General features: G+C 42.0%; 14 protein-coding genes, 1 other RNA gene and 1 pseudogene. 8 read left to right on the forward strand and 8 right to left on the reverse strand.

The features are described from left to right. Positions 1 to 266 (forward strand): annotated as a pseudogene (locus K5Q92_RS21360) (IS4 family transposase); the annotation flags it as partial. A gap of 200 nt (positions 267 to 466) precedes the next feature. On the opposite strand, the gene K5Q92_RS21365 reads toward K5Q92_RS21360, so the two are convergent. Together K5Q92_RS21365 and K5Q92_RS21370 are read right to left on the reverse strand one after the other, a co-directional pair. Beyond that, positions 467 to 703, reverse strand: coding sequence for a hypothetical protein (locus K5Q92_RS21365; protein ID WP_220770889.1), 237 nt, complete (start codon positions 701 to 703; stop codon positions 467 to 469). Between the two features lie 750 nt (positions 704 to 1,453). After that, positions 1,454 to 2,026 (reverse strand): recombinase family protein, encoded by a 573-nt coding sequence (locus K5Q92_RS21370; protein ID WP_220770890.1) that lies wholly within the window; start codon positions 2,024 to 2,026, stop codon positions 1,454 to 1,456. A gap of 733 nt (positions 2,027 to 2,759) precedes the next feature. Between K5Q92_RS21370 and K5Q92_RS21375 the strand changes: the two genes are divergently transcribed. The 4 genes from K5Q92_RS21375 to K5Q92_RS21390 all read left to right on the forward strand — a co-directional run bounded on the left by K5Q92_RS21375 (position 2,760) and on the right by K5Q92_RS21390 (position 6,332). After that, positions 2,760 to 3,503, forward strand: coding sequence for a TIGR04255 family protein (locus K5Q92_RS21375; protein WP_220770891.1), 744 nt, complete (start codon positions 2,760 to 2,762; stop codon positions 3,501 to 3,503). A gap of 173 nt (positions 3,504 to 3,676) precedes the next feature. Then, positions 3,677 to 4,231: a hypothetical protein gene (locus K5Q92_RS21380; RefSeq protein WP_220770892.1), complete on the forward strand. Its 555-nt coding sequence runs from the start codon at positions 3,677 to 3,679 to the stop codon at positions 4,229 to 4,231. 255 nt (positions 4,232 to 4,486) lie between these two features. Beyond that, positions 4,487 to 4,583, forward strand: an RNA gene (gene ffs, locus K5Q92_RS21385) — signal recognition particle sRNA small type. Between the two features lie 756 nt (positions 4,584 to 5,339). Beyond that, entirely contained in the window at positions 5,340 to 6,332 is a 993-nt protein-coding gene (locus tag K5Q92_RS21390; protein WP_220770893.1) for a fimbrial protein, read from the forward strand. Between the two features lie 263 nt (positions 6,333 to 6,595). Here the strand turns inward: K5Q92_RS21390 and K5Q92_RS21395 are convergent, their stop codons facing one another. From K5Q92_RS21395 to dinG, 6 genes are read right to left on the reverse strand one after another with little or no spacing between them, the layout of a single operon-like run. After that, on the reverse strand, positions 6,596 to 6,856 hold the full coding sequence (locus K5Q92_RS21395) for a late competence development ComFB family protein (protein ID WP_220770894.1): 261 nt from the start codon (positions 6,854 to 6,856) through the stop codon (positions 6,596 to 6,598). A gap of 49 nt (positions 6,857 to 6,905) precedes the next feature. Further along, entirely contained in the window at positions 6,906 to 7,835 is a 930-nt protein-coding gene (locus K5Q92_RS21400) for a histone deacetylase (protein ID WP_220770895.1), read from the reverse strand. 47 nt (positions 7,836 to 7,882) lie between these two features. Continuing rightward, positions 7,883 to 8,593, reverse strand: a complete 711-nt coding sequence (locus tag K5Q92_RS21405) for a DUF2057 domain-containing protein (RefSeq protein WP_220770896.1) — start codon at positions 8,591 to 8,593, stop codon at positions 7,883 to 7,885. Between the two features lie 9 nt (positions 8,594 to 8,602). Then, positions 8,603 to 9,265 carry a primosomal replication protein gene (locus K5Q92_RS21410; protein ID WP_220770897.1) on the reverse strand — a complete coding sequence of 221 codons (663 nt, stop codon included), beginning with the start codon at positions 9,263 to 9,265 and terminating at the stop codon, positions 8,603 to 8,605. Continuing rightward, positions 9,262 to 10,035, reverse strand: coding sequence for a TSUP family transporter (locus tag K5Q92_RS21415; protein WP_220770898.1), 774 nt, complete (start codon positions 10,033 to 10,035; stop codon positions 9,262 to 9,264). Before K5Q92_RS21415 ends, K5Q92_RS21410 begins: the two co-directional genes overlap by 4 nt. A gap of 8 nt (positions 10,036 to 10,043) precedes the next feature. Then, positions 10,044 to 12,116 carry an ATP-dependent DNA helicase DinG gene (gene dinG / locus K5Q92_RS21420; RefSeq protein WP_220770899.1) on the reverse strand — a complete coding sequence of 691 codons (2,073 nt, stop codon included), beginning with the start codon at positions 12,114 to 12,116 and terminating at the stop codon, positions 10,044 to 10,046. 100 nt (positions 12,117 to 12,216) lie between these two features. On the opposite strand from dinG, the gene K5Q92_RS21425 reads away from it, so the two are divergent. From K5Q92_RS21425 to K5Q92_RS21435, 3 genes are all read left to right on the forward strand, one after another. Beyond that, positions 12,217 to 14,676 carry a DNA polymerase II gene (locus K5Q92_RS21425; protein WP_220770900.1) on the forward strand — a complete coding sequence of 820 codons (2,460 nt, stop codon included), beginning with the start codon at positions 12,217 to 12,219 and terminating at the stop codon, positions 14,674 to 14,676. Positions 14,677 to 14,909: 233 nt separating this feature from the next. Further along, positions 14,910 to 16,121 (forward strand): porin, encoded by a 1,212-nt coding sequence (locus tag K5Q92_RS21430; RefSeq protein ID WP_220770901.1) that lies wholly within the window; start codon positions 14,910 to 14,912, stop codon positions 16,119 to 16,121. Positions 16,122 to 16,975: 854 nt separating this feature from the next. Further along, the gene (locus K5Q92_RS21435; RefSeq protein WP_220770902.1) at positions 16,976 to 19,849 is read left to right on the forward strand and encodes a TonB-dependent receptor domain-containing protein; all 2,874 of its coding nucleotides are present in this window, start codon (positions 16,976 to 16,978) and stop codon (positions 19,847 to 19,849) included. Positions 19,850 to 20,002: the final 153 nt, after the last annotated feature.

Below are 20,002 nucleotides of genomic sequence, written 5' to 3' on the forward strand. Positions count from 1 at the left end.
CAGAGCGCTTTGATATCATGCTGCTAATCGCCCTAATGCTTCAACTGACATTTTGGCTTGCTGGAGTTCATGGTCAGAAACAAGGTTGGGATAAGCACTTCCAAGCTAACACTGTCAAAAATCGAAATGTACTCTCAACAGTGCGCTTAGGGATGGAAGTTTTGCGGCATTCTGGCTACACAATAACGAGGGAAGACTTGCTCGCGGCTGCAACCCTGCTTGCTCAAAATCTATTCAAACATGGTTGTGCTTTGGGGAAATTATGAGGGGATCCCTCAGTAATCCGCTTTGACGGAGTTGTTCCATATACCTACGAATTGTTCTTTCATTGCAGCCAATTTTATCTGCGAAGTGTTTCTGTGAACGGTAGTAACAAAGTAGATTACGTCTTGGGTTTAGCTTTTTGTTCATTAAGAAGTTATTGAACTCCTGATTCATTAGAAACCAAAGCATGAAAGCACTTGGTTCACAATACTTCTTGTTGGCTAACGCTAATGGTGTCCAGCTTGAATAAAGCATTTCTTCTGGGTTGAATACTGTTGGACATGTTTCTATTGTCATTGGTTGTATTTTCCTTAGCTGTAATGGCCGAATAGGGGCTTAGTAATCGACAAACTATTTGTGTTGCGGATTCTTTGTACTGAACTTGTAAGCGCTCAACAGCGCCTCTTAGTTCTTCTGGTATAAAAACTCTGATACTCATTGATGTTAAAACTCCTTTACTAAGGGGGGACTTAAACGAGACCTCCTACCATTGAATAGATGTGGTAGTTAAGCATTGGCTGAAGCTATAGCTGCTTCACTTTTGATGCGTTGGTAGTAGCGGGCATTTCTTAGCGATTTACAATCACAGCATCTACGGTTGCGCATATACCTAACTGAGAAGGTGATTGTTGGGTTGTGTTTAAGACAAGCCCTACAAGGATTACCACGGTAAAATATATTTGTATTTGCTCCTTTTTGGGCTTTTAGCTGCTTATCAGTTAAAAAAATTGTCATTGGTTCTAATCTCCTATTATTCAGATACTTAATACCTATGTAATCAGACGCCTAAACTTTCAGGCACTACTAAAATAAATAGTAAATAAATGACGTATATAGCTTTTCTTTTTACTCCTCTAATAACACCTATGTAGCCAGAGCTTCAAAAACTTACAGGTATAGGAAATACACCTATTTTATTTTGTTAAAGAGCGACCTAAGTCATGATTGCAAAGGTCATAAACGAAAAAAAACGCATAGGAACACAGCCTAAAAAGGCCATACTCTTATACGTTTTATGAGTTTCATCTATTGTTGCTGGTAATCTATTTCAACCAGCGAAGGGCATAGTATCAGGTCAAATTCGTTCCACCAAGATACCCTCATGCAAATTAGTACTATTAGATCTGCTGAAGAGGAGGGTATATTACTATGCTAATGTGTATGTTAAACCTATCGATATGAGTTGTTGCTACTTACAAGCCCTCTTAACCGTGGCAACGCTGGTATTAAAGTGCTTGGCTGTTTCGGCAATACTAGCACTGTTCTCTACTCGCCACTTGGCAACCTCACTGTGGTCAAATGAGAATTTACGCCCTAAAGATTTACCCTCAGCCTTAGCAGCAGCTCTACCTGCAGCCATGCGTTCTGCAATAGTAGAGCGTTCCATCTCTGCAACAGCTGCGAGCATCGTTAACATAAATACGCCTGTTGGTGATGAAAGATCCATACCTTCAGCAACATTCATACAGCGAACTTTTACCCCCATCTGTTCCAGCCTTTCAAGTAAATTAAGAATATCGGCAGTGTTCCGGCCTAATCTATCCAACTTCCATACTACAAGTGTGTCATCTCGTTCTAGAACATGTTCAACCAAGGCACCTAATACTGGGCGTTCTAGAGCTGGCACTGTACCACTTATCGTTTCTTGCTTTATTTTGCTCGGGGTAGAAGTAAGTTCAGGATATTTATGTGTCACTTCATGGTACTGAGCAGCAACATCTTGTCCGACAGTTGAAACTCTTAAATACGCATACATCGCCATTGAAATCTATCTCTATGCTGGTGGTTCATTAGTTGGAGGTTCGTAATGTAGGGTGGCTCATAATTAAAATCAAGACTTATGAGCTAAAATATTAAGAGCTTTCTGCTAGGTACATAACTTCAAACTTATGAGCTATCCAATTGTGAGGTGATGGAGTGATTATTATGAAGCGATAGATTTGAATCAGGCTAACCAATCTTCGAGATGGAGGTGGTTTTTCTACCCTATTCCCCCTTTGCCGTAAACTCCTTGTGCATGTGATAGTGGGAGTGTCTGTCTTTGATTTAATTGGTGTCTTAAATATGTTGGTAACTAACAGGGCTGGTCTATTGAGGATTTAGGATAAACGCAATGCACTATAGGAGGTACCCTTAACAATAATTATTAAACGGATAAAAGACTATAAACGGATACCCTTATATATATGTGAAGTAGTTGAAAAGGCGATTGCAGAGTAATAGAGTGTTAACAAATTACGCTGGTGGATTATTGATTGCTATTTAATCCGTAAAGAGCCTTGAAAAGACGGCTTGTTGAGCCGAAAGATGCCAATGACTGAGCTTCGCTCGTTCGGCAGCTTAAGAGCAGGTTGAGTTGAAGATTTGTCTTTGCGATCAGGCTTGAAGGGGCTACATAAAGATGAAGAAATCTAGAGTTCTAGTAATCGAAAAGCCTACATCTAAGTTTGTTGTTAAGTTATAATTAGATTAGTTTCCAACAGGTTGAGAAGTTTATGTCTGATAGTATTTGCTATACAAATCCTTTTTTAAAAGAAGTTATATTTCGTGTTGACTTCCCTACACCCCTTACAAACATTAGTGAGGCGGTATCTCCTGCTGTACTGAGGGCTATATTTGAGAATTTTCCAATATCTGAGCCTCAGGTTTTGCAAGCTCAGGAGCTTCAGATTTCAGGATCTTCTGTTACAACTAGTTCACAGGAGATTAAAAAGTGGGTTTATCATGGTCGTGAGAGGGAGAAGTCAATTAGTTTGGAAAGCCAGTCTATAACTATGGCGATAAAAAGGTATACGACTTACGCTAATGCTTTTGAGGAGTTTCAGAAGGTTCTTGGAGCTTTGTTCAATGAAAATAAAGACCTATTCGCATCAAGGATTGGGGTTAGATATATTAATTCTCTTGAGCTCAATGAGCCGTCACCGTTGACGTGGGGAGAATATATTCACGAAGACATTCTTGGGATAGTTAGTTTTCACGCAGCGGAAAATATATCAAGAGTATTCCACGTATTAGAATACAACTTTGATGGTCAGTCTCTCAAGTATCAATTTGGCTTGCCAAATCCTGATTACCCAGCAGTAATAAAGCAAAAGCAATTCATTTTAGACTTGGACTCATACTTTACAGGAGCTTATGACGAAAGAGAAATTGTTGAATGTATCAATAAGTGTCATTTTAAAATCCAAGAGCTTTTCGAAAAAAGTATTACAGAAAAAACCAGAGATTTAATGAGGTAGTTTTTTGGCTGATTATATTGATAGCGAGTATTTGTCGACTTCAGAGACGGCTAAAGTGGGCGGAAAGAACTCTAGCACCAAAGAGCTATTGAAAAGGCCTATAGATGATAAATCATTACAATCTTATGGGTTATCGAAACCTCAGAGGATAATAATTAAGGCTAGGCTAATCAATGATCCAAGTTAAACATGAAAATGAACCTAGAATAACGCAAGGCGATATATATAAAAACGTCGAGTTTATTGAGCATATTACGGAGGAAAATGGAAACGTAGAAGTATCTAAAGTAGTATTTCCCTATGTGGTTGTGCTTACTCAAGATTGTGACTTAGCACAAGACTTTACATTTCGTTGGTCAGACCCTCCCAAAAAAAACCATGATAAATGGTTGTTCTCTGTTCTAGTTGCGCCTTTATATAATTTAGAACAACTATATAACGGTCAGCATCTAAGTGAGTTGCAAATGACTATGGCTTCAATCAGTCGTTCAAAAACTCCCGGTAAAAATCTGGTTCAAAACGAAACACCTAGATATCATTACCTTAACTTCCCTGACGATGTGGCAATCGTGCCTTCAGTTGTCGACTTTAAACATTATTTTTCTGTTAATGTTGTTCAGCTTAAGCAGCAAAAATCAGAGAAGTTTGTTTGTCAAATCGCTGAATTATATCGTGAACATTTGTCACATAGATTTTCAAGTTATCTTTCCAGAATTGGCTTACCATAATTCGATATAAGGCCACATTGTAGTTTAATTCACTCGAGTTAGAAGTTTGTTTCTAGCTCGTTTAATAATCGATTTAACTAGTTGGGATTGATGTTTAATATTTAAATGCTTATCAAGTGGCTGTATTAGGGAAACCCTTTGGATTATTAGAAGACAAATTTACTTGTCGGTGGTCTGAATGAGTGGTACATATAGTGCGACATTAACGACTTAACCCTACTTGGGTAATTTCTGAACTAGTTAATGGGTGCTTACCTCGCACCCCCCCGCAATGATAACTTGTGAACTCGGCCAGGCCTGGAAGGGAGCAACCGCAGCAAGTGACTCATGTGCCGGGGTGCGGCTCTAGGGGAGCCTCCAAAACTCCCCTCTATTTGTAAAGTCTAAAAATTAACTCTTTGATTTTAATATTATTTTATATAGAAGTTTAACTGGCCTTTTCAGTTTTCTATCGCGCTTTTCATATAAATCGGTCTAGTTGTACAATTCCTGTGTACCACCTCATCAGAAAATATAACGTCTTGGTTTATAAGGGAACAACCGCAGCAAGCGACTCATGTGGCTTATATAGTCAATGTGCGGCTCTAGGATAATTTCCAAGCTCAATTCTAATCAAAGGCTTATCTCAGAAAGACCTCAGGTGATACACTTGGTGGTACACTCGATGAGAAATAGTTTATCTAACACTCCCCCATATTTGTTTCAACATCGTCATGGCATTTGGTATGCGCGAATAGTCGTACCTGAAGCTCAGCAAAGCTCCCTTGGTAAACGTGAAATCAGAAAGTCGTTAGCGGCTGAGGGACAAGAATGGCTTAGCTTATTTGTAATGGGAAAACAGGCTTCATCAAAAACAAACTGTAAAATTGAGGTTAATCAGTAGTTTATTGCGTGCAATTAGTATCCTTAATAGGATTTAATAATGTTTAAGCGTGCCTAGCTGGTAGGAGGGAAATTGAGATGATTCAATACGGGAACTGACCTAATAGTCAAAGGACATAACTGTATGGGCTCATTCAAAGTACACATAAATAAACTTAATTGCTTCAAGCTAAAGTGGATATTTTTAGTACTAGTAACAGTCAAGTTACTGGTTGGAGTAAATTCTATGGCATACGCAAATATCCCCTCGAACCCTGATTGGCAAAGTTATCTTCGTTGTGCTTCTAATAGCCCTAATGGTCAGTTTCATTTGGTTGGCACGCTGCTTAATAAACAAATTGCAATTAATACCCCTGTAGGCGAAGTACTTTCACGGCTTGCTCCGGCAGGCGGTCAATGGGATTTTTTTTGTAACCCCGATGATGACTATCCTGAATACAGAAATTCAGGGCTGTGGGCATTGAGTCATAGTCTTATCTCGGCTTGGCCTTGGGAGGGTGACCCTACCGTGTGCTTACTTCCTCATATAAGGAACTCTGGCATGGGGATGAGGTTTTTTGATCAATCAGGTAATACTGTGCGTTGTGGTGCGGCCCAAAACGAAACTTCAACTAGATTTTTTAAAATTAAAAATGGAGGTATTACTCAGGCTAGTTATGATGGCGTTTTTGCAGAGATAGTGCGAATAGGTACTATTCCTCCTGGGACCTATACGCTCCCAATGTTTGCTTTATATGCTGATGGTATTGATAAATTAGATAAAGGCGGCTCGTCTTCGCAGTGGAGGCTAAGTTTTATTGATGGCACTTTTGAGGCTGCTAATTGCTTTATGGCAGGGCATAATCAAATTATAGATTTTGGTGAGCGTGTAAAAAGTGCTGAAGTTTTTAGTAAGCCATTCGATATAACGTTAACGGGCTGTGATGGTCAAGATCTCGTTGATTTTAAAGCCAGTGCTTCACTGTCATTTGCATCGAATAATATGAATGGAACAGGCACAGGCATTGTTAATTGTAGCGACAGTGATTGCGCAGATGGTGCTTATATTACTTTTACCGATCTTGCCGGTGGTGCAGTAGATTTAACTGCAGATTATAGTTTTAATGCACAGCCGAGTAATGATCCAAACCGCTTGAGCTTTAATGCTAATTTACATACAGAAAATGCTGGCGTTGGAAAGATAGAAACCAGTTTAACGCTTATCGTTACATATAATTAGTGAGCATTATGCTTTACTTATAATAACTATATATAACGCTTATAAATAAGGCTGTTAGCAATAATTTAATGTTGCCAATATAAAGAATAGATACGCCCACTTAAAAAGGTGTGAGGTTAGTTAGTGTTTTATAACTGGCTATAGGTGGGTGGACAATAGATGGGTGGGCAGGGGCACTCAGGAGGTGACTGGGTGACCTTTTCAGTGAGGCAACACTTAGCCCGAAAATCGAGATCTAATTTAACAGCTAAATGTCATCTAATCTATTGCTTATTGGCGCTTTTTAGAAAGGCGCGCGACCTCTCTAGTGCCTGTTGAATTTCCGCTTTCATTTGTTGTAGTTCGTTATAGTCTTCAAAGAAGTAAGTATCGACTAAATGGCGGATGTATCGGACCGGGAGCTGGTTTAGCGTGACACAACATAGATCGGCTAAGTAGTCCTCTGGTAGTTCATCCAGCAGACCCTCATCAGAAAGCTGCTCGAGTAGTAGTACTTCATAGTAGTTTCTAATTTCTAGTTGCATATAACGCTCCTTGTTTGGTGCTATGGGCTGCTTACAATATAGTGCGTGCCTACGAGCTTGAACCCGTCGATTGCCAGATATTATTAGCGGCACTAAAAAGTTGGCTATGAAGCAGACTGAGTTTTGCCATGTCTTTACTGTAGCCCCCTCCAATAACACAAGCAATGGGTATTTTTGCCATTTTTGCTTGGCGGATGACTTCATTGTCGCGCTCACGGATCCCATCTGTTGATACATCGAAGTAGCCTAAGTTATCGTCTGTATGAATATCGACCCCAGCATCGTAAATAATGAGATCCGGTTTATGCAGTCGAATAAGATAGGAAAGGGTCTGCTTAACCGTTTCTAGATAATCCTTATCACTTGTGCCTCTAGAGAGCTCGATATCATAGTCTGATATCTGTTTTCGCGACGGGAAGTTCTGCTGGCAGTGGATTGAGCTGGTGATTATCTGCTCCTGTGTTGCCATCATGGTCGCCGTGCCGTCACCTTGGTGGACATCGCAGTCGAAAATAAGCACGGTTTCAATATTGTCAATTTGCAGGCTATGTACAGCGGCGAGGGCGAGATCGTTAAAGATGCAGTAGCCACTGCCAAAGTGCTGGTGGGCATGGTGGTAGCCGCCACTTAAATGTAAAGCGCAGCCGTGTTTAATGGCTAGCTTACAGGTGAGCGCGGTTCCTGCAACCGAGTATAGGCTTCGTTCGACTAAGTGCTCACTCCATGGAAATCCGATGCGGCGCATTAATTTGCTGTCCAGTTCACCTGAAATAAAGCCTTTCACATAGCTTTGATCGTGCAAGGCTGCGAGATATTCAAAGTCGGCTTTTGTAGGAGAGATAAATTGAGATGGCGTAGCAATACCTTGACTAAGAAGGTAGTTGTATAAGGCGTGGTACTTGCTTATCGGAAATCTATGGTTGGAGGGTAACGCCAGCTGAGAGTAGCTGGCGTGATATACCAAAGGGAGCGTGCTCAATTTAGAGTCGAATCAAATGGTTTTTTAAAGTGTTTTAAAGCAACACTTTAAAGCTGTTTGATTGCCCAGCTCATGAACTCTTTACGAGTCTGTTCATCGGCGTGTAACCACCAGTACTGTAGCATCTGCTCGGCTTTTGCAGCATCTTCGGCTGAAGTTGCTGGTGCTGTTGCGTTAGCTGCAGCAACTGCTGGCATAGTAGCTGCTGCGGCTGGAGAAGGCTTGCTTACAGGGGCTGTTGGTGCTGACGTTACTGCTGCTGCGGAGCCTGTAACTGCTGCTGCCTCAGCATCGATGTCAGTTGCGTCATTACCACTAAATAAGCGAGAAACAAACGACTCTTCGGTGATATTAGTCTGAGTCACTTTGTAGTTAACTAAACCGTTATCTTCGCGGGTCACAACAACTTGTGGTGCTTTGGCGAAGCTCTTAGGGTTTTTGACAAACTCTCCGTCGGCTGGCTTTAGATGATAGCTAAAATCACCGTCAACATCGATTGTCACGATAAAGGCGTTAGACTTTACATTGGTTTGGCTGTCGCTAAAGTCGTCTTCAACAAGATCGTTATAGCGGATGGCAATCTTGTGAGTACCTTTATCTAGTTCAATCTCAGACTTGTGGTTAAACAGACTAGTCTTAATCTCTTGGCCATCGACTGCGATGTATTCAAAAGCCATTGGGATGTTGAAATCAGCGGCAAAAGCGGCTGAAGAACCACATAGAGCAAGAAGTGCGGTAATGGTTAAACGTGGTTTCATTTTTGTTCCTTAACGATTTTGACTCTTAAAAGGTCGCTCGAATAGTTGGATGCGATCTTCAATATAGCTGGTAGCTTGCCGACACTTACCGAGACGACTGTGCAGAGTAAGGATCTCATTCTGCAACTTGATTTTGTCAGCACTATGACAGTTTTCAAGAGAAGATTGCAAATTTTCAATTTTTTGTTCAATAATCTTAGCCCAGTTCAAATGTTTATTAAGCTCTTCATAGAGTTGATGGCTATTTTGCATTACATTTGAAGCAATCCAGCTAAAACCACTTTCGTTGTGAGACTTAATGCCTCGCTTAATGGCATAGGCTCGGCGGCTGCGCTTTTCCTGTTCAATGGACTTAACGTTGATGCCTGTGGTTGATAAGGCACGCCTGAGTGCACTAAACCTATCTTGTATTTTCTCGCAGCTTGAGATGATGGTGTAAGGCGAGCGTCTAGCCTTCAGTAGTTGCTCAAGTTGGGCAATACTCTTGGCTAGCTGGTCGATACAGGGCTGAAGTTGCCCGCCAACTTGAATAAATAACTCGTTGTTGAAACGTTCGACATCTTGCATCATCTTACGTTGACCCGGCGGTAAGCGAGAGTCATGTTGCAGTACTTCCTGCTCTAGTTGTTTGAGCTGTAACTTGAGTTTTCGAACCAGTTCGTCGGTTGTCATAACCATGCACTCCAAACTAACTGCGCCGCTATTAATAGTATAACGGTAATGAAAATAGGGCGTATAAACGGCAGGCCAAACTTAATTGCTGAATGGGCGCCGATATAGGAGCCTGCCATCATGCACACTCCCATAGACAATCCTATGGCAAGGTTCACCTTTCCTAATGCGATGAAGATTGTCAAGGAGGTTAGGTTGCTGGTAAAGGTCATGGCTCTGGCGAGTCCACAGCTATAAAGTAAGGGTAGCTTGTGTAAGCCAGTGCTCGATACTGTCCAGAAGGCACCGATCCCAGGTCCAGCAAAGCCATCGTAAAAACCTAAGGGCAGCCCTTGTAGCCACTGTTTAACTTTGCTTTTGGCCTTAGTGGGAATTTTGTGATTGCTATCACCCATGGCATTAGGTTGAAACAGAGTATAAAGGGCAATGGCGATGATCATAATGGGTAGCCATTTTTCTAACCAGCTGTTATCGATAAGATAAACGATAAAGGTGCCCATTACTGCGCCGATAAAAGTGGCAATAAAGGTGTGGTACCACAAAGCGGGCGAAAATAATCGCTGCTTATAATAAGTGTAAGCGGCCATTGATGAGCCAAAGCTCGCTGCGAGCTTATTGGTTCCTAGCGCTAAATGCGGTGGAACGCCCATAGTGAGTAATGCCGGAATCGATAAAAGTCCGCCGCCGCCCGATACTGCATCGATAAATCCAGCAATAAAACCCACTAATGCGAGTATGGCCCAGCTACTAGGGTCGAGAAGTAAATCCAAAGCGTGTCCTATTCAATCACACGGCGAAACGGCGGTAGAGCATCTAGCAGTGATTTTCCATAGCGTTTAGTCACTAAGCGTCTGTCTAGAATTGAAATCCGGCCGTAATCTTGTTCTTTACGTAATAATCTACCACAGCTTTGCACCAGTTTGCGTGAGGCATCGGGGATTGTAAGCTGTAAAAACGGGTTTCCGCCTTTTATCTTGATGTATTCTGAGTGCGCTTGCTCCACTGGGGAAGTTGGCACTGCAAATGGCAGCTTAGTAATAATCAAATTGGTCAGGTAATCTCCAGGTAAGTCGAGTCCCTCTGAGAAGCTACCTGTACCAAAAATAATGCTTGGCTTGCCTTCATCACAGCGGGCCTTATGTTGCTTTAAGAGTTCCTGTCTCGGCGCTGTTCCTTGAATGAGCAGACCTGTTTTGATTTTGCTTTCAACTAAGTCGGCGACTTTTTCCATCTGCCAATATGATGCAAACAGCACTAAGCTTGCCATCTCATCTTCGACAAGGGCGATGATGTGTTTTGCTAGCTCATCTGTATATCTATCATCTGTTGGCTCACTCTCCATCTTAGGCAGGAACAGGGTCGCATTTTGTTCAAAGTCGAACGGTGAATCTAAGGCTAAGTAGCGGCTACCGTCATTGATGGACAATCCAACCTGATGAGTAAAATGGTTAAAGTTATTTAACGCTCTTAAGGTCGCACTACATAGCACCACGCCGGCAGCCTTGTCCCATAGTAGGTTCTCTAGCATAAAGCCTACTTCAATCGGCGAGGCGTTAAACAGGTAGTCGGATTGTTTACCGGTTAGCTGCTCAATCCAACGAGCCATGGGCGCACCCTTTGGGCTATCCTCTTTAGCCATCATCTTCCAAAGTTTTTGAAGATTTTCTAATCGCTGCAGCATAAAGCCTGTTTCGGATAGCAGAGCCTCCGATTGATGCTTCGGAATTTCACCGTCTTTGATCGCCTCATTTAGTAAGCTCAGCATCTTATTAAACTGCTTTAGCGCGACATTAGATGCGGTGGCTAGGTTCTCTGCTTGGACTAATAGCGCAGGCGGCAGCTTTCCATGCTCAAAGCGAAAGCGACTCTCTGGGTTATCAAACCTAGCAGCTTGAGTATCACAAAATTGGGCGACTTGGTTTAATAGCCCGGTGATATCGCCAATATGATCGAGCATGGCTTGCGCTGGGGCAATAATATGGTTGCTCTTAATCTGGTTTTGTAACTTGCTGGTGGTCTTGCTGAGTTTTTCAAGCCAGTCATTTGCACCGCGTACGGTTGCCTGAGCACTACTGAAGTCCCGAGCAACGATAGGAAGGTGGTGTGCCTCGTCTATGACATAAAATAGCTCTTCAGGATCGGGCAGGATGACGCCACCACCTAGTTCTAAGTCGGCAAATAGTAGACTGTGGTTAGCGATTAGTACGTCCCAATTGTCGATATCTTCGCGGGCCTTATGAAAAGGGCAGTTACGATGGCTCGCCAGTTGGCGGTGGCAACTGTGTTTGTCACAGGCTATCTGTTGCCAAAGATGATCGGGAAGTGGCTTGGTCAATGTGTCACGCTCACCGTTCCAAAGGCCAGACTGATAATCTTTTAATAAGCCTTCAAGCATATCGACCTGGCTCTGATCGGGCTTGGTTTGCCACATCGCCATTTGGCTGCTGTTATCTGGGCCAACCAGCATCTCTAGTTTAGATAAACAGACATAGCGTTGACGACCTTTCACAAGGCCAAAGGTAAAATCGAGTCCGGATTGCTGTAAAAAGAACGGCAGGTCTTTATGCAGTAACTGCTCTTGTAGCGCAACGGTTGCGGTTGCAATACAGACTTTTTTCTTACTCGCGAGCGCGAGCGGAATAGAGCCTAGAATATAGGCTAACGACTTACCGATCCCGGTGCCGGCCTCAACCACGATAATACGGCGATTTTTGTCATATTCGCCCGCAAGCGTTTTTGAGATCTCCGCAACAATATAGTTCTGCTCTCGTCGAGGGCGAAAGTTAGGCAAAGAGCTAGAGATGCCTTTATATATGGTACGAATTTGAGTTTTAACGTCTGCGGATAACATGAATGCACTAAGCTAATAAATAGTGCTGTACATAATAACAGTGATTACTTAGCCTAAGAAGCGTTTAGTGATTAATAGTGTATTTAATTGAGTGAAAACGATGAATTCAGGTTCGGGTGAGCAACAACTTATCAAGGGGCGGGTGCTAACTCGTCATGCTCTACATAGGCAGGGCAATTTAGTGTTGCAGTATTTTATTCAAACTGAATCTGGGCCCGTGACAGTAGAGCTTCCCAATCAAGAGTATGTGTGCTTTGTATCGGAAAGTGATGCGAGTAAATTACTCTTGAGCCCAGAAATTATGGGCGTACGGCGTAGTACTGTCGGCCTTAAAAGTTTTACTCACACACCCGTTGAGGCACTTTATTGTGCAGATGGTCGTCAGCAACGAAACTTGATTAGAGCGGCAAAAGATCTCGATATTGAGTTATTTGAAGCCGATATTAAAACTGAACATCGATTCCTAATAGAACGTTTTATTGCGTTGGATGTAGAGTTTTATGGTCAGTTTGTTGAGCGTTCAGAAGCCAATAGTTTCTCTTCTCTTTCATCACAGTCTTTGCCGCTGGCTCAGTTTCAGCCGTTATTTGTCGCTAGCAGAGCCCGCCACTCTAGGTCGACGATAACGCTTAATGCCATCTCTTTAGATTTTGAGTGCAGCTTCTCTGGCGAGCTGTACTCCGTCGGTTTATATGGCCAAACACCAGATGCTTGTGTTTATCAAAAGGTCATTATGGTCGGGGAGTCGCAGGAGTGTGAGTCGAATTACATTGAGTGGGTTGATAACGAAGCTGCTTTAATTCGGCGTTTGATTGCTTGGTTTCAAGAGTACGACCCTGACATCATTATCGGCTGGTCGGTAGTGACCTTCGATCTCGCACTGCTCTATCGCCGCGCAAAATACCATGGTATTGCACTTAATATTGGTCGCGATAATCATCCATTGAGTTGGAAAGTCGAGGATAAGTATCGTCCTGAAACGCTATCGCTACCAGGTAGGGTGGTGCTTGATGGCATAGACTGGCTTAAAGCGGCTTTTTATCAGTTCGAGCGTTACTCACTAGAGTTTGTCTCACAAGCATTACTTGATGAAGGCAAGGCAATCCATAATGTTGATAACCGTATGGGGGAAATCAACGATCTATTTTTAAATGATAAACCTGCACTGGCGCATTATAACCTCACTGATTGCCGATTAGTGTGGGATATTTTTGAAAAGACCCACTTATTTGACTTTGCGATAGAGCGAGCAAAGTTGACTGGCCTCGAACTAGGACGCGTTGGGGCGTCAGTTGCTGCATTTAATAACTTATATCTGCCTCATCTGCATAGAGCGGGTTATGTGGCACCAAGTAAACCGATAAGTGATGGTATAGAAAGCCCTGGTGGCTATGTGATGGATTCAGTGCCTGGCTTGTATCGACATATTTTGGTGTTAGATTTTAAAAGTCTTTACCCATCGATTATCCGCACATTCTTGATTGATCCTAAGGGCTTGGTTGAGGGTCTTAGCTTAAGCAGTAACCAAGACCTAAGCTCTGGTCAAGAACTTAGAAAAACTGTACCTGGCTTTCTGGGGGCTGAGTTTAGTCGTGACAAGCCTATTTTACCTATGTTGATTAAAAACCTGTCTGAGCAAAGGGAGCAGGCCAAGCTAAATCAAAATGCACCTTTGTCTCAAGCGATAAAAATCATCATGAACTCCCTATATGGCGTTCTTGGCTCCAGAGGCTGTGTCTTTCATGATGCAAGGCTTGCGAGCTCGATTACCATGCGTGGCCACGAAATAATGAAACAAACGAGGCGTTGGATAGAAGCTGAAGGGTATGAGGTGATCTATGGCGATACAGATTCAACCTTTGTTTGGCTAGGGGATGATTTTGAACAGGCTAATGTGCAACAAACTGGTAAGGCGCTAGCACAAAAGGTGAATCAACTATGGGTTGACAAACTTAGTAGCGAATTTGAACTTGAGAGCTTTTTAGAGCTGGAGTTCGAAACCCACTTTGAACAATTTTTTATGCCCACATTACGAGGCTCGGTCGAAGGTTCTAAGAAACGTTATGTGGGAACCAAGCGAAATAGTTTAGGTCACTCGGAGCTTATCTTTAAAGGTATGGAGCAAGTACGTAGTGATTGGTCACCATTAGCTAGGCGTATTCAATACGAGCTGTATGAGCGGTTATTTCAGCAACAAGACATTGAGTCTTATTTAAGAGAAATTGTAGATAAGCTGAATCGCGGTGATCTGGATAAAGAACTGGTTTTTACAAAACAGTTAAGGCGAGAGCTCGATGAATATACGGCTAAGTCGGCTCCCCATTTAAAAGCGGCACGAAAGTTATGTGATGTAACAGGCGATCCGCAGTATGGCAAGCGTGGGGCGAGAATAGAGTATGTGATGACGTTAAACGGGGCAGAACCTGTTCAGCATACAACTGCATTAATGGATTATCACTACTACCTTTCTAGGCAGTTAGAGCCCATTGCTGAACCGATACTTTCAATACTGAAAACTACTTTCAGGCAAGTTACCACTAATCAAATGTCGTTAATTTAGAGGCTGTGTCATTAATTTGCTGCTAATTTTATGTTATTAAATAGTTCAAAACCTCGTAACTAGTGTGTTTTGCGGTTAATTCAGTGCAAAATCTAACAAATATTGTGATGTTCGTCTTTGAGTGGTTGCTAATCTTTTGCTAATCTCGAATTCTATCAGGAAAGAAAGAAAACAACGGAAAGGATGACAATTTGAATGAAGCAGACTGAACAATATTAAGGTTAGGCAAATAAATGAAAAAGACTCTAGTAGCATCGGCTTTGGCCGCAGTGATATTTGTACCAACAGCATCAGCAATTGAAGTTTATAAAGATGACAAAAACGCAGTAGAAATTGGTGGTTATGTTGATGCTCGTGTCATCAACACTCAAGGTGCTACAGAAGTGGTTAATGGTGCGTCACGTATTAACTTTGGTTTTACTCGCCAGATGTCTGATGGCTGGAAAGCATTTACAAAACTAGAGTGGGGTGTTAACCCATTCGGTAATACAGACATCGTATACAACAGCGATAGCACATTAGAATCTCAAAGCGGCGATTTCTTAAACAACCGCTTAGGCTACGTTGGTCTTGCCCACGATACTTACGGTTCGATCACTATTGGTAAGCAGTGGGGCGCATGGTACGACGTAGTTTACAACACTAACTACGGTTTCGTATGGGATGGTAACGCTTCAGGTACTTACACATATAACAAAGCTGACGGTGCGGTAAACGGTACTGGCCGTGGCGATAAGACTGTTCAATACCGTAATGCATTCGGTGATTTCAGCTTCGCACTTCAGGCACAGTTGAAGCAAGATAGTTTTGATATTAATGAAACTGAAACGGCTTCAGATGCATTATTCCCATCAACAGCTAAAGTTGCTGGTGTTAATACTTCAAACGCTGTGACAACCGTTGAATATAATAATACTTACGGTGGTTCTGCTACTTATAACGTAACTGAAAATCTAGTGGTAACAGCTGGTTTCAACCTAGGTGAGTTCGAAGCGACAACTTCTGCTGGTAAGCGCCTAACTGAAACTGACTCTATCTACGGTCTAGGCGCTAGCTGGGGTAACTGGGGCGGTGAAGGTGTTTACGCTGCATTTAACGTAAACAAGCAAGAGTTCCACGACACTGATAACCTAAACCGTATGATCCAAGATGCATGGGGTCTAGAATCTCTAGCTTCATACAAGTTCGATAATGGTATCCGTACTTTCGTTTCTTATAACATCCTAGAAGCGGGTGATGAGTACGAAGCTGCATACAATGGTGACGTATTTAAGCGTCAGTTTGCTGTAGCAGGTGTTCACTATGTTTGGGATTCAAACACAGTACTTTACCTAGAAGGTCGTAAAGATTTCAGTGACTTCACAAGCACTGACAAAGCTCAACAAGCAGCGATGGAAATCTCTGAAGATGACGGTATCGCAATTGGTATCCGTTACACACTTTAATTTTTTTAATTAATAGTGCTAAAAAGCGCCTTTAAAGGCGCTTTTTTTTGGCCTAAATATTTTTTTATTAACCAATATGAATGCTGTTTGATATCAGATATAAGCCGAAAGCAAAGCTGAATCTAACTAAGACTCCCTCAAGCCATTAATATACTGAGGTGGACACATAGCTTTAGCGTACTGTGAGCCTCTTACTACCAGTTAACAAATAAAGTCTCAAGCGAAAGACTGATTATTTTTAGAACTGGATAGTTTGCTGCTAGAGAGGAAATAGTGACGCTAGAACCAGTTTGTAACAGATAAAAAATTGACGCTGTTGAATTTATAAGCAGTTGGTGCGCTCTTTTTGCGTAACCAATGCTTTACAAATACCCCTTCTCGTATCAATCGGTGGCGTTTGTTTGGTTAAAAAATAATCTTAAAAGTAAAGGTTGTCACTTGAACTTGAGGGGGCGGTGGGTTGTTTTTCTGAGTAGTTAACTGGCGTTTTTGACCATGGTTTTAGTTAGCCCCCTAGTTGTTTAAACAGTTGGGTATTATTTTTATTATTTATTTTCAGGCTTTTATGTGCGCCTTTCCTTTGCGTGTGTAAAGTGTCTCACTTGCTTCCGAATTACCCCTTCTTAAGCTGCGACTGCATCAAAACCTAAATTCTTTATCTTCTAATAACCTAAATAAGTGTTTCGTATTTAATCTCTTTCTAAATATACAGTTTGCCCCTGCAAAATGTTTCAAGTGTTGTAAAAATGTTTCGATTGTGTTTTTATTTGTGTGCGTTTCGCGAGTGTTGTGATTTATTTGTTAAAAATGCTTGCGTAACTAAAAAAATAAAAGAGAGTCCAGGGAGATTTACAATGTATAAGAATAACTTTCTAGCTAACTCTGTGCGTTTCGCGCTAGTTAGTGGCGCAATGACAGCTGCCTTTACCGCTCCTGCGGCATTAGCGGCAGAAGAAGATACTGTTGAACGTATCGAAGTAACTGGTTCAAGAATTAAAAGAACTGATATGGAGTCTGCGAGCCCTGTATCAGTAATTGATGCTGGTCAAATTGCTGCAATGGGTATTACTCGTCTTGATGATGTATTACGCCAAATGACTGCTGCATCAGGTGCTGCTCTAGGTACAAACGTAAATAATGGTAGTGGCGGTAAAGCAACAGTTAACATTCGTGGTCTAGGTGCGGCTCGAACTCTTGTTCTTGTTAATGGCCGTCGTATGGTTAATTCAGGAATTGGTGCTAACTCAAGTGTCGATTTGAACAATATTCCTCTTGGGTTTATTAAACGCATTGAAGTGTTAAAAGACGGCGCATCAGCTGTTTATGGTTCTGACGCAATTGCTGGTGTTGTTAACGTCATTCTAAAAGATGACTATGAAGGCTTAGAGTTCAATGCACAAACAGGCCAAACATTTGAAAGTGACGGAAAAGAAACAACTCTTTCACTAACTATGGGTACTAACTTCGATAAGGGTAATATTACTGCTTATATGGGGTATACCGATAAAGAAGAAGTAAGACAGGCAGACCGTGACTTCTCAAGCTGTCCTATATTTGAGTTCTTAGATCTAGATGGAGACGGGAAGCTTGATAAGTTCTGTGGTGGTTCGTCTGGTACAGTTGGTGGACGTGGTAACTTAGGGCAATTCTTACCAGGTGGTCAGACTTTAGGTCCAGTACAGCCTGGCCAAGCAACATACAAGCCATATAGCTTCTTTGAAGATTCATATAACTATTCTGAGTTGAGTTATCTAGAAACACCTCGTAAGCAGTTCCAAATAAATGTTAATGGTACTTATGAGTTGTCTGATAACGTTGGTACATTTATTGAGGCAATGTACACCAAGCGTACATCTAACCAGCAAATGGCACCAACTCGTCCTAATAGCTTAGGTACAGCTGCCGCTGATTACTACTACAACCCAACAAACCCAGATGGGTGGTTTAACGAGCAAGGTTACTTTAACGATGTTAACGGTGACGGTGTTTGGGATGAAAACGATGCGCAAGAAGTTACCATTGCGACACGTCGTATGACAGATATCGGCCCACGCATTTTCTCACAGAATACTGATACATATCGTGCAGTATTTGGATTTAACGGTGACTTTGAAGTCGGCGACCGCGCTTTTGATTGGGAAGTATTTTACCAATATGGTCGAAATGATGGCCGTTCATATACTGAAAACCAAGTTAACCGTGAACGTTTTGCAGAAACTATAGATAAAGACACTTGTGTGATGGGTGGCAATGGTGTCGATCAGGTTCCATGTGCAAACTGGTTTGGTACAGGTTGGATGAGTGAAGAGCAGTTAGCTGCTGCATCTAACTATGTAACTTATACTGAAGTTGATACAGGTTTTAACACTCAAGAAATCTATGGCGCGAACATTGCGGGTGAATTGTTTGATATGCCTGCTGGTGGATTCGGTATTGCTGCGGGTGTTGAGCACCGTGCAGAGGAAGGTTTCTATAATCCTGATGTTCTATCTCAGTATGGTATCGGTGGCGGTAACGCAACACTTCCTACTGCTGGTGAGTTCAGTGTAGACGAAGCTTATGTCGAATTGGCTATCCCATTACTTGAAGGTCTACCTGGTGTAGAGCGACTAGATATGAGTGCGGCTATTCGTTACTTCGATTACTCTACATTTGGTGATGACTATACTTGGAATGTTGGTGCAACATGGTCGATCTTTGATGGCTTAATGGTACGAAGTAAGTATACGAATCAAGCATTCCGCGCCCCTTCAATTAATGACTTAAATCAGGGTGCAAGTGATAGCTATGATGGCTTTACTGATGTATGTAATGATTACCAAAACAATAGCAACGCAACAATTAAAGCTAACTGTGCGGCGGATCTAGCAGGAACAGGCTTCACTGAACAGGATGATGGTCAGGTTAGAGCTGTTGTAGGTGGTAACTCTGATCTTCAGCCAGAAAAAGCAGATATCTTTACAGTTGGTTTCGTATATGATGCGTCAGCGCTTATTGATGGTCTATCACTAACTGTTGATTACTATGATATTGAAATTACAGATGCAATTGGTACGATTGGAGCGACATACAAGCTTGAGCAATGTTATAGCGCTACAGGCGGTGGTGTAGGTTCTGATCAGCCATTCTGTAAAGACTTTATTCGTGATGCTGATGGTCAAGTCGATGGTATTCTACGTCTAAAAGAAAATGCGAACGTAGAAAAAACTACGGGTATCGATACAAACATCGCTTACGCATTTGAAGCTGCATCTCTTGACTGGAGAATCGATTGGGAAACAACTTGGGTTGATGAGAACTCGACTACAGACAGTGCAGGTAACTACACTGACTATGTAGGCTTCGCTACAAGTAATGCCGGCTCTGTACCAGAGTGGAAGTCTAACCTAGGCTTTAATGTGTCAGGTGATGATTGGGCTGCTAACTACCAGGTTCGTTATATCCATAGTCTAGAAGATGAGTCTCTAAACGATTTAACTCCTGAAGAGCGTGCTGAGACTATTGATGCATATGCTAACCCAGACAACCTATTCTTAGATGCTGTTTGGTACCATGATGCGTCGGTTTCTTATAACGTAATGGATAACCTTAAGCTGCAGCTTGGTGTTAATAATATCTTTGATACAGAGCCAGAGTACTATGTAAGCTATAATGACTCTAACACTGATATTTATACTTATGACCTTGCAGGACGTCGCTGGTACCTTCAAGCGAACCTGAAGTTCTAAGATATATTTAAAATATATAGTCAATATGTCCCGTCCTGAAATAGGTTGACGGTTTTTACTAGACCAGTAGCTTCTGCTGCTGGTCTTTTTTATGCACTTGATTAGGTGTTTTCATACCCAAGCTTAAGTGCGGCCTCAGCTCATTGTATATAA

Source organism: Shewanella sp. MBTL60-007 (assembly GCF_019654915.1).
Taxonomy (GTDB): domain Bacteria; phylum Pseudomonadota; class Gammaproteobacteria; order Enterobacterales; family Shewanellaceae; genus Shewanella.

Coding starts and splice junctions, on each gene's coding strand:
- K5Q92_RS21365 (WP_220770889.1), bottom strand. CDS start 703: ATGAGTATCAGAGTTTTTATACCAGAAGAACTAAGAGGCGCTGTTGAG.
- K5Q92_RS21390 (WP_220770893.1), top strand. CDS start 5,340: ATGGCATACGCAAATATCCCCTCGAACCCTGATTGGCAAAGTTATCTT.
- K5Q92_RS21435 (WP_220770902.1), top strand. CDS start 16,976: ATGTATAAGAATAACTTTCTAGCTAACTCTGTGCGTTTCGCGCTAGTT.
- K5Q92_RS21425 (WP_220770900.1), top strand. CDS start 12,217: ATGAATTCAGGTTCGGGTGAGCAACAACTTATCAAGGGGCGGGTGCTA.
- K5Q92_RS21395 (WP_220770894.1), bottom strand. CDS start 6,856: ATGCAACTAGAAATTAGAAACTACTATGAAGTACTACTACTCGAGCAG.
- dinG (WP_220770899.1), bottom strand. CDS start 12,116: ATGTTATCCGCAGACGTTAAAACTCAAATTCGTACCATATATAAAGGC.
- K5Q92_RS21380 (WP_220770892.1), top strand. CDS start 3,677: ATGATCCAAGTTAAACATGAAAATGAACCTAGAATAACGCAAGGCGAT.
- K5Q92_RS21375 (WP_220770891.1), top strand. CDS start 2,760: ATGTCTGATAGTATTTGCTATACAAATCCTTTTTTAAAAGAAGTTATA.
- K5Q92_RS21430 (WP_220770901.1), top strand. CDS start 14,910: ATGAAAAAGACTCTAGTAGCATCGGCTTTGGCCGCAGTGATATTTGTA.
- K5Q92_RS21370 (WP_220770890.1), bottom strand. CDS start 2,026: ATGGCGATGTATGCGTATTTAAGAGTTTCAACTGTCGGACAAGATGTT.
- K5Q92_RS21405 (WP_220770896.1), bottom strand. CDS start 8,593: ATGAAACCACGTTTAACCATTACCGCACTTCTTGCTCTATGTGGTTCT.
- K5Q92_RS21410 (WP_220770897.1), bottom strand. CDS start 9,265: ATGACAACCGACGAACTGGTTCGAAAACTCAAGTTACAGCTCAAACAA.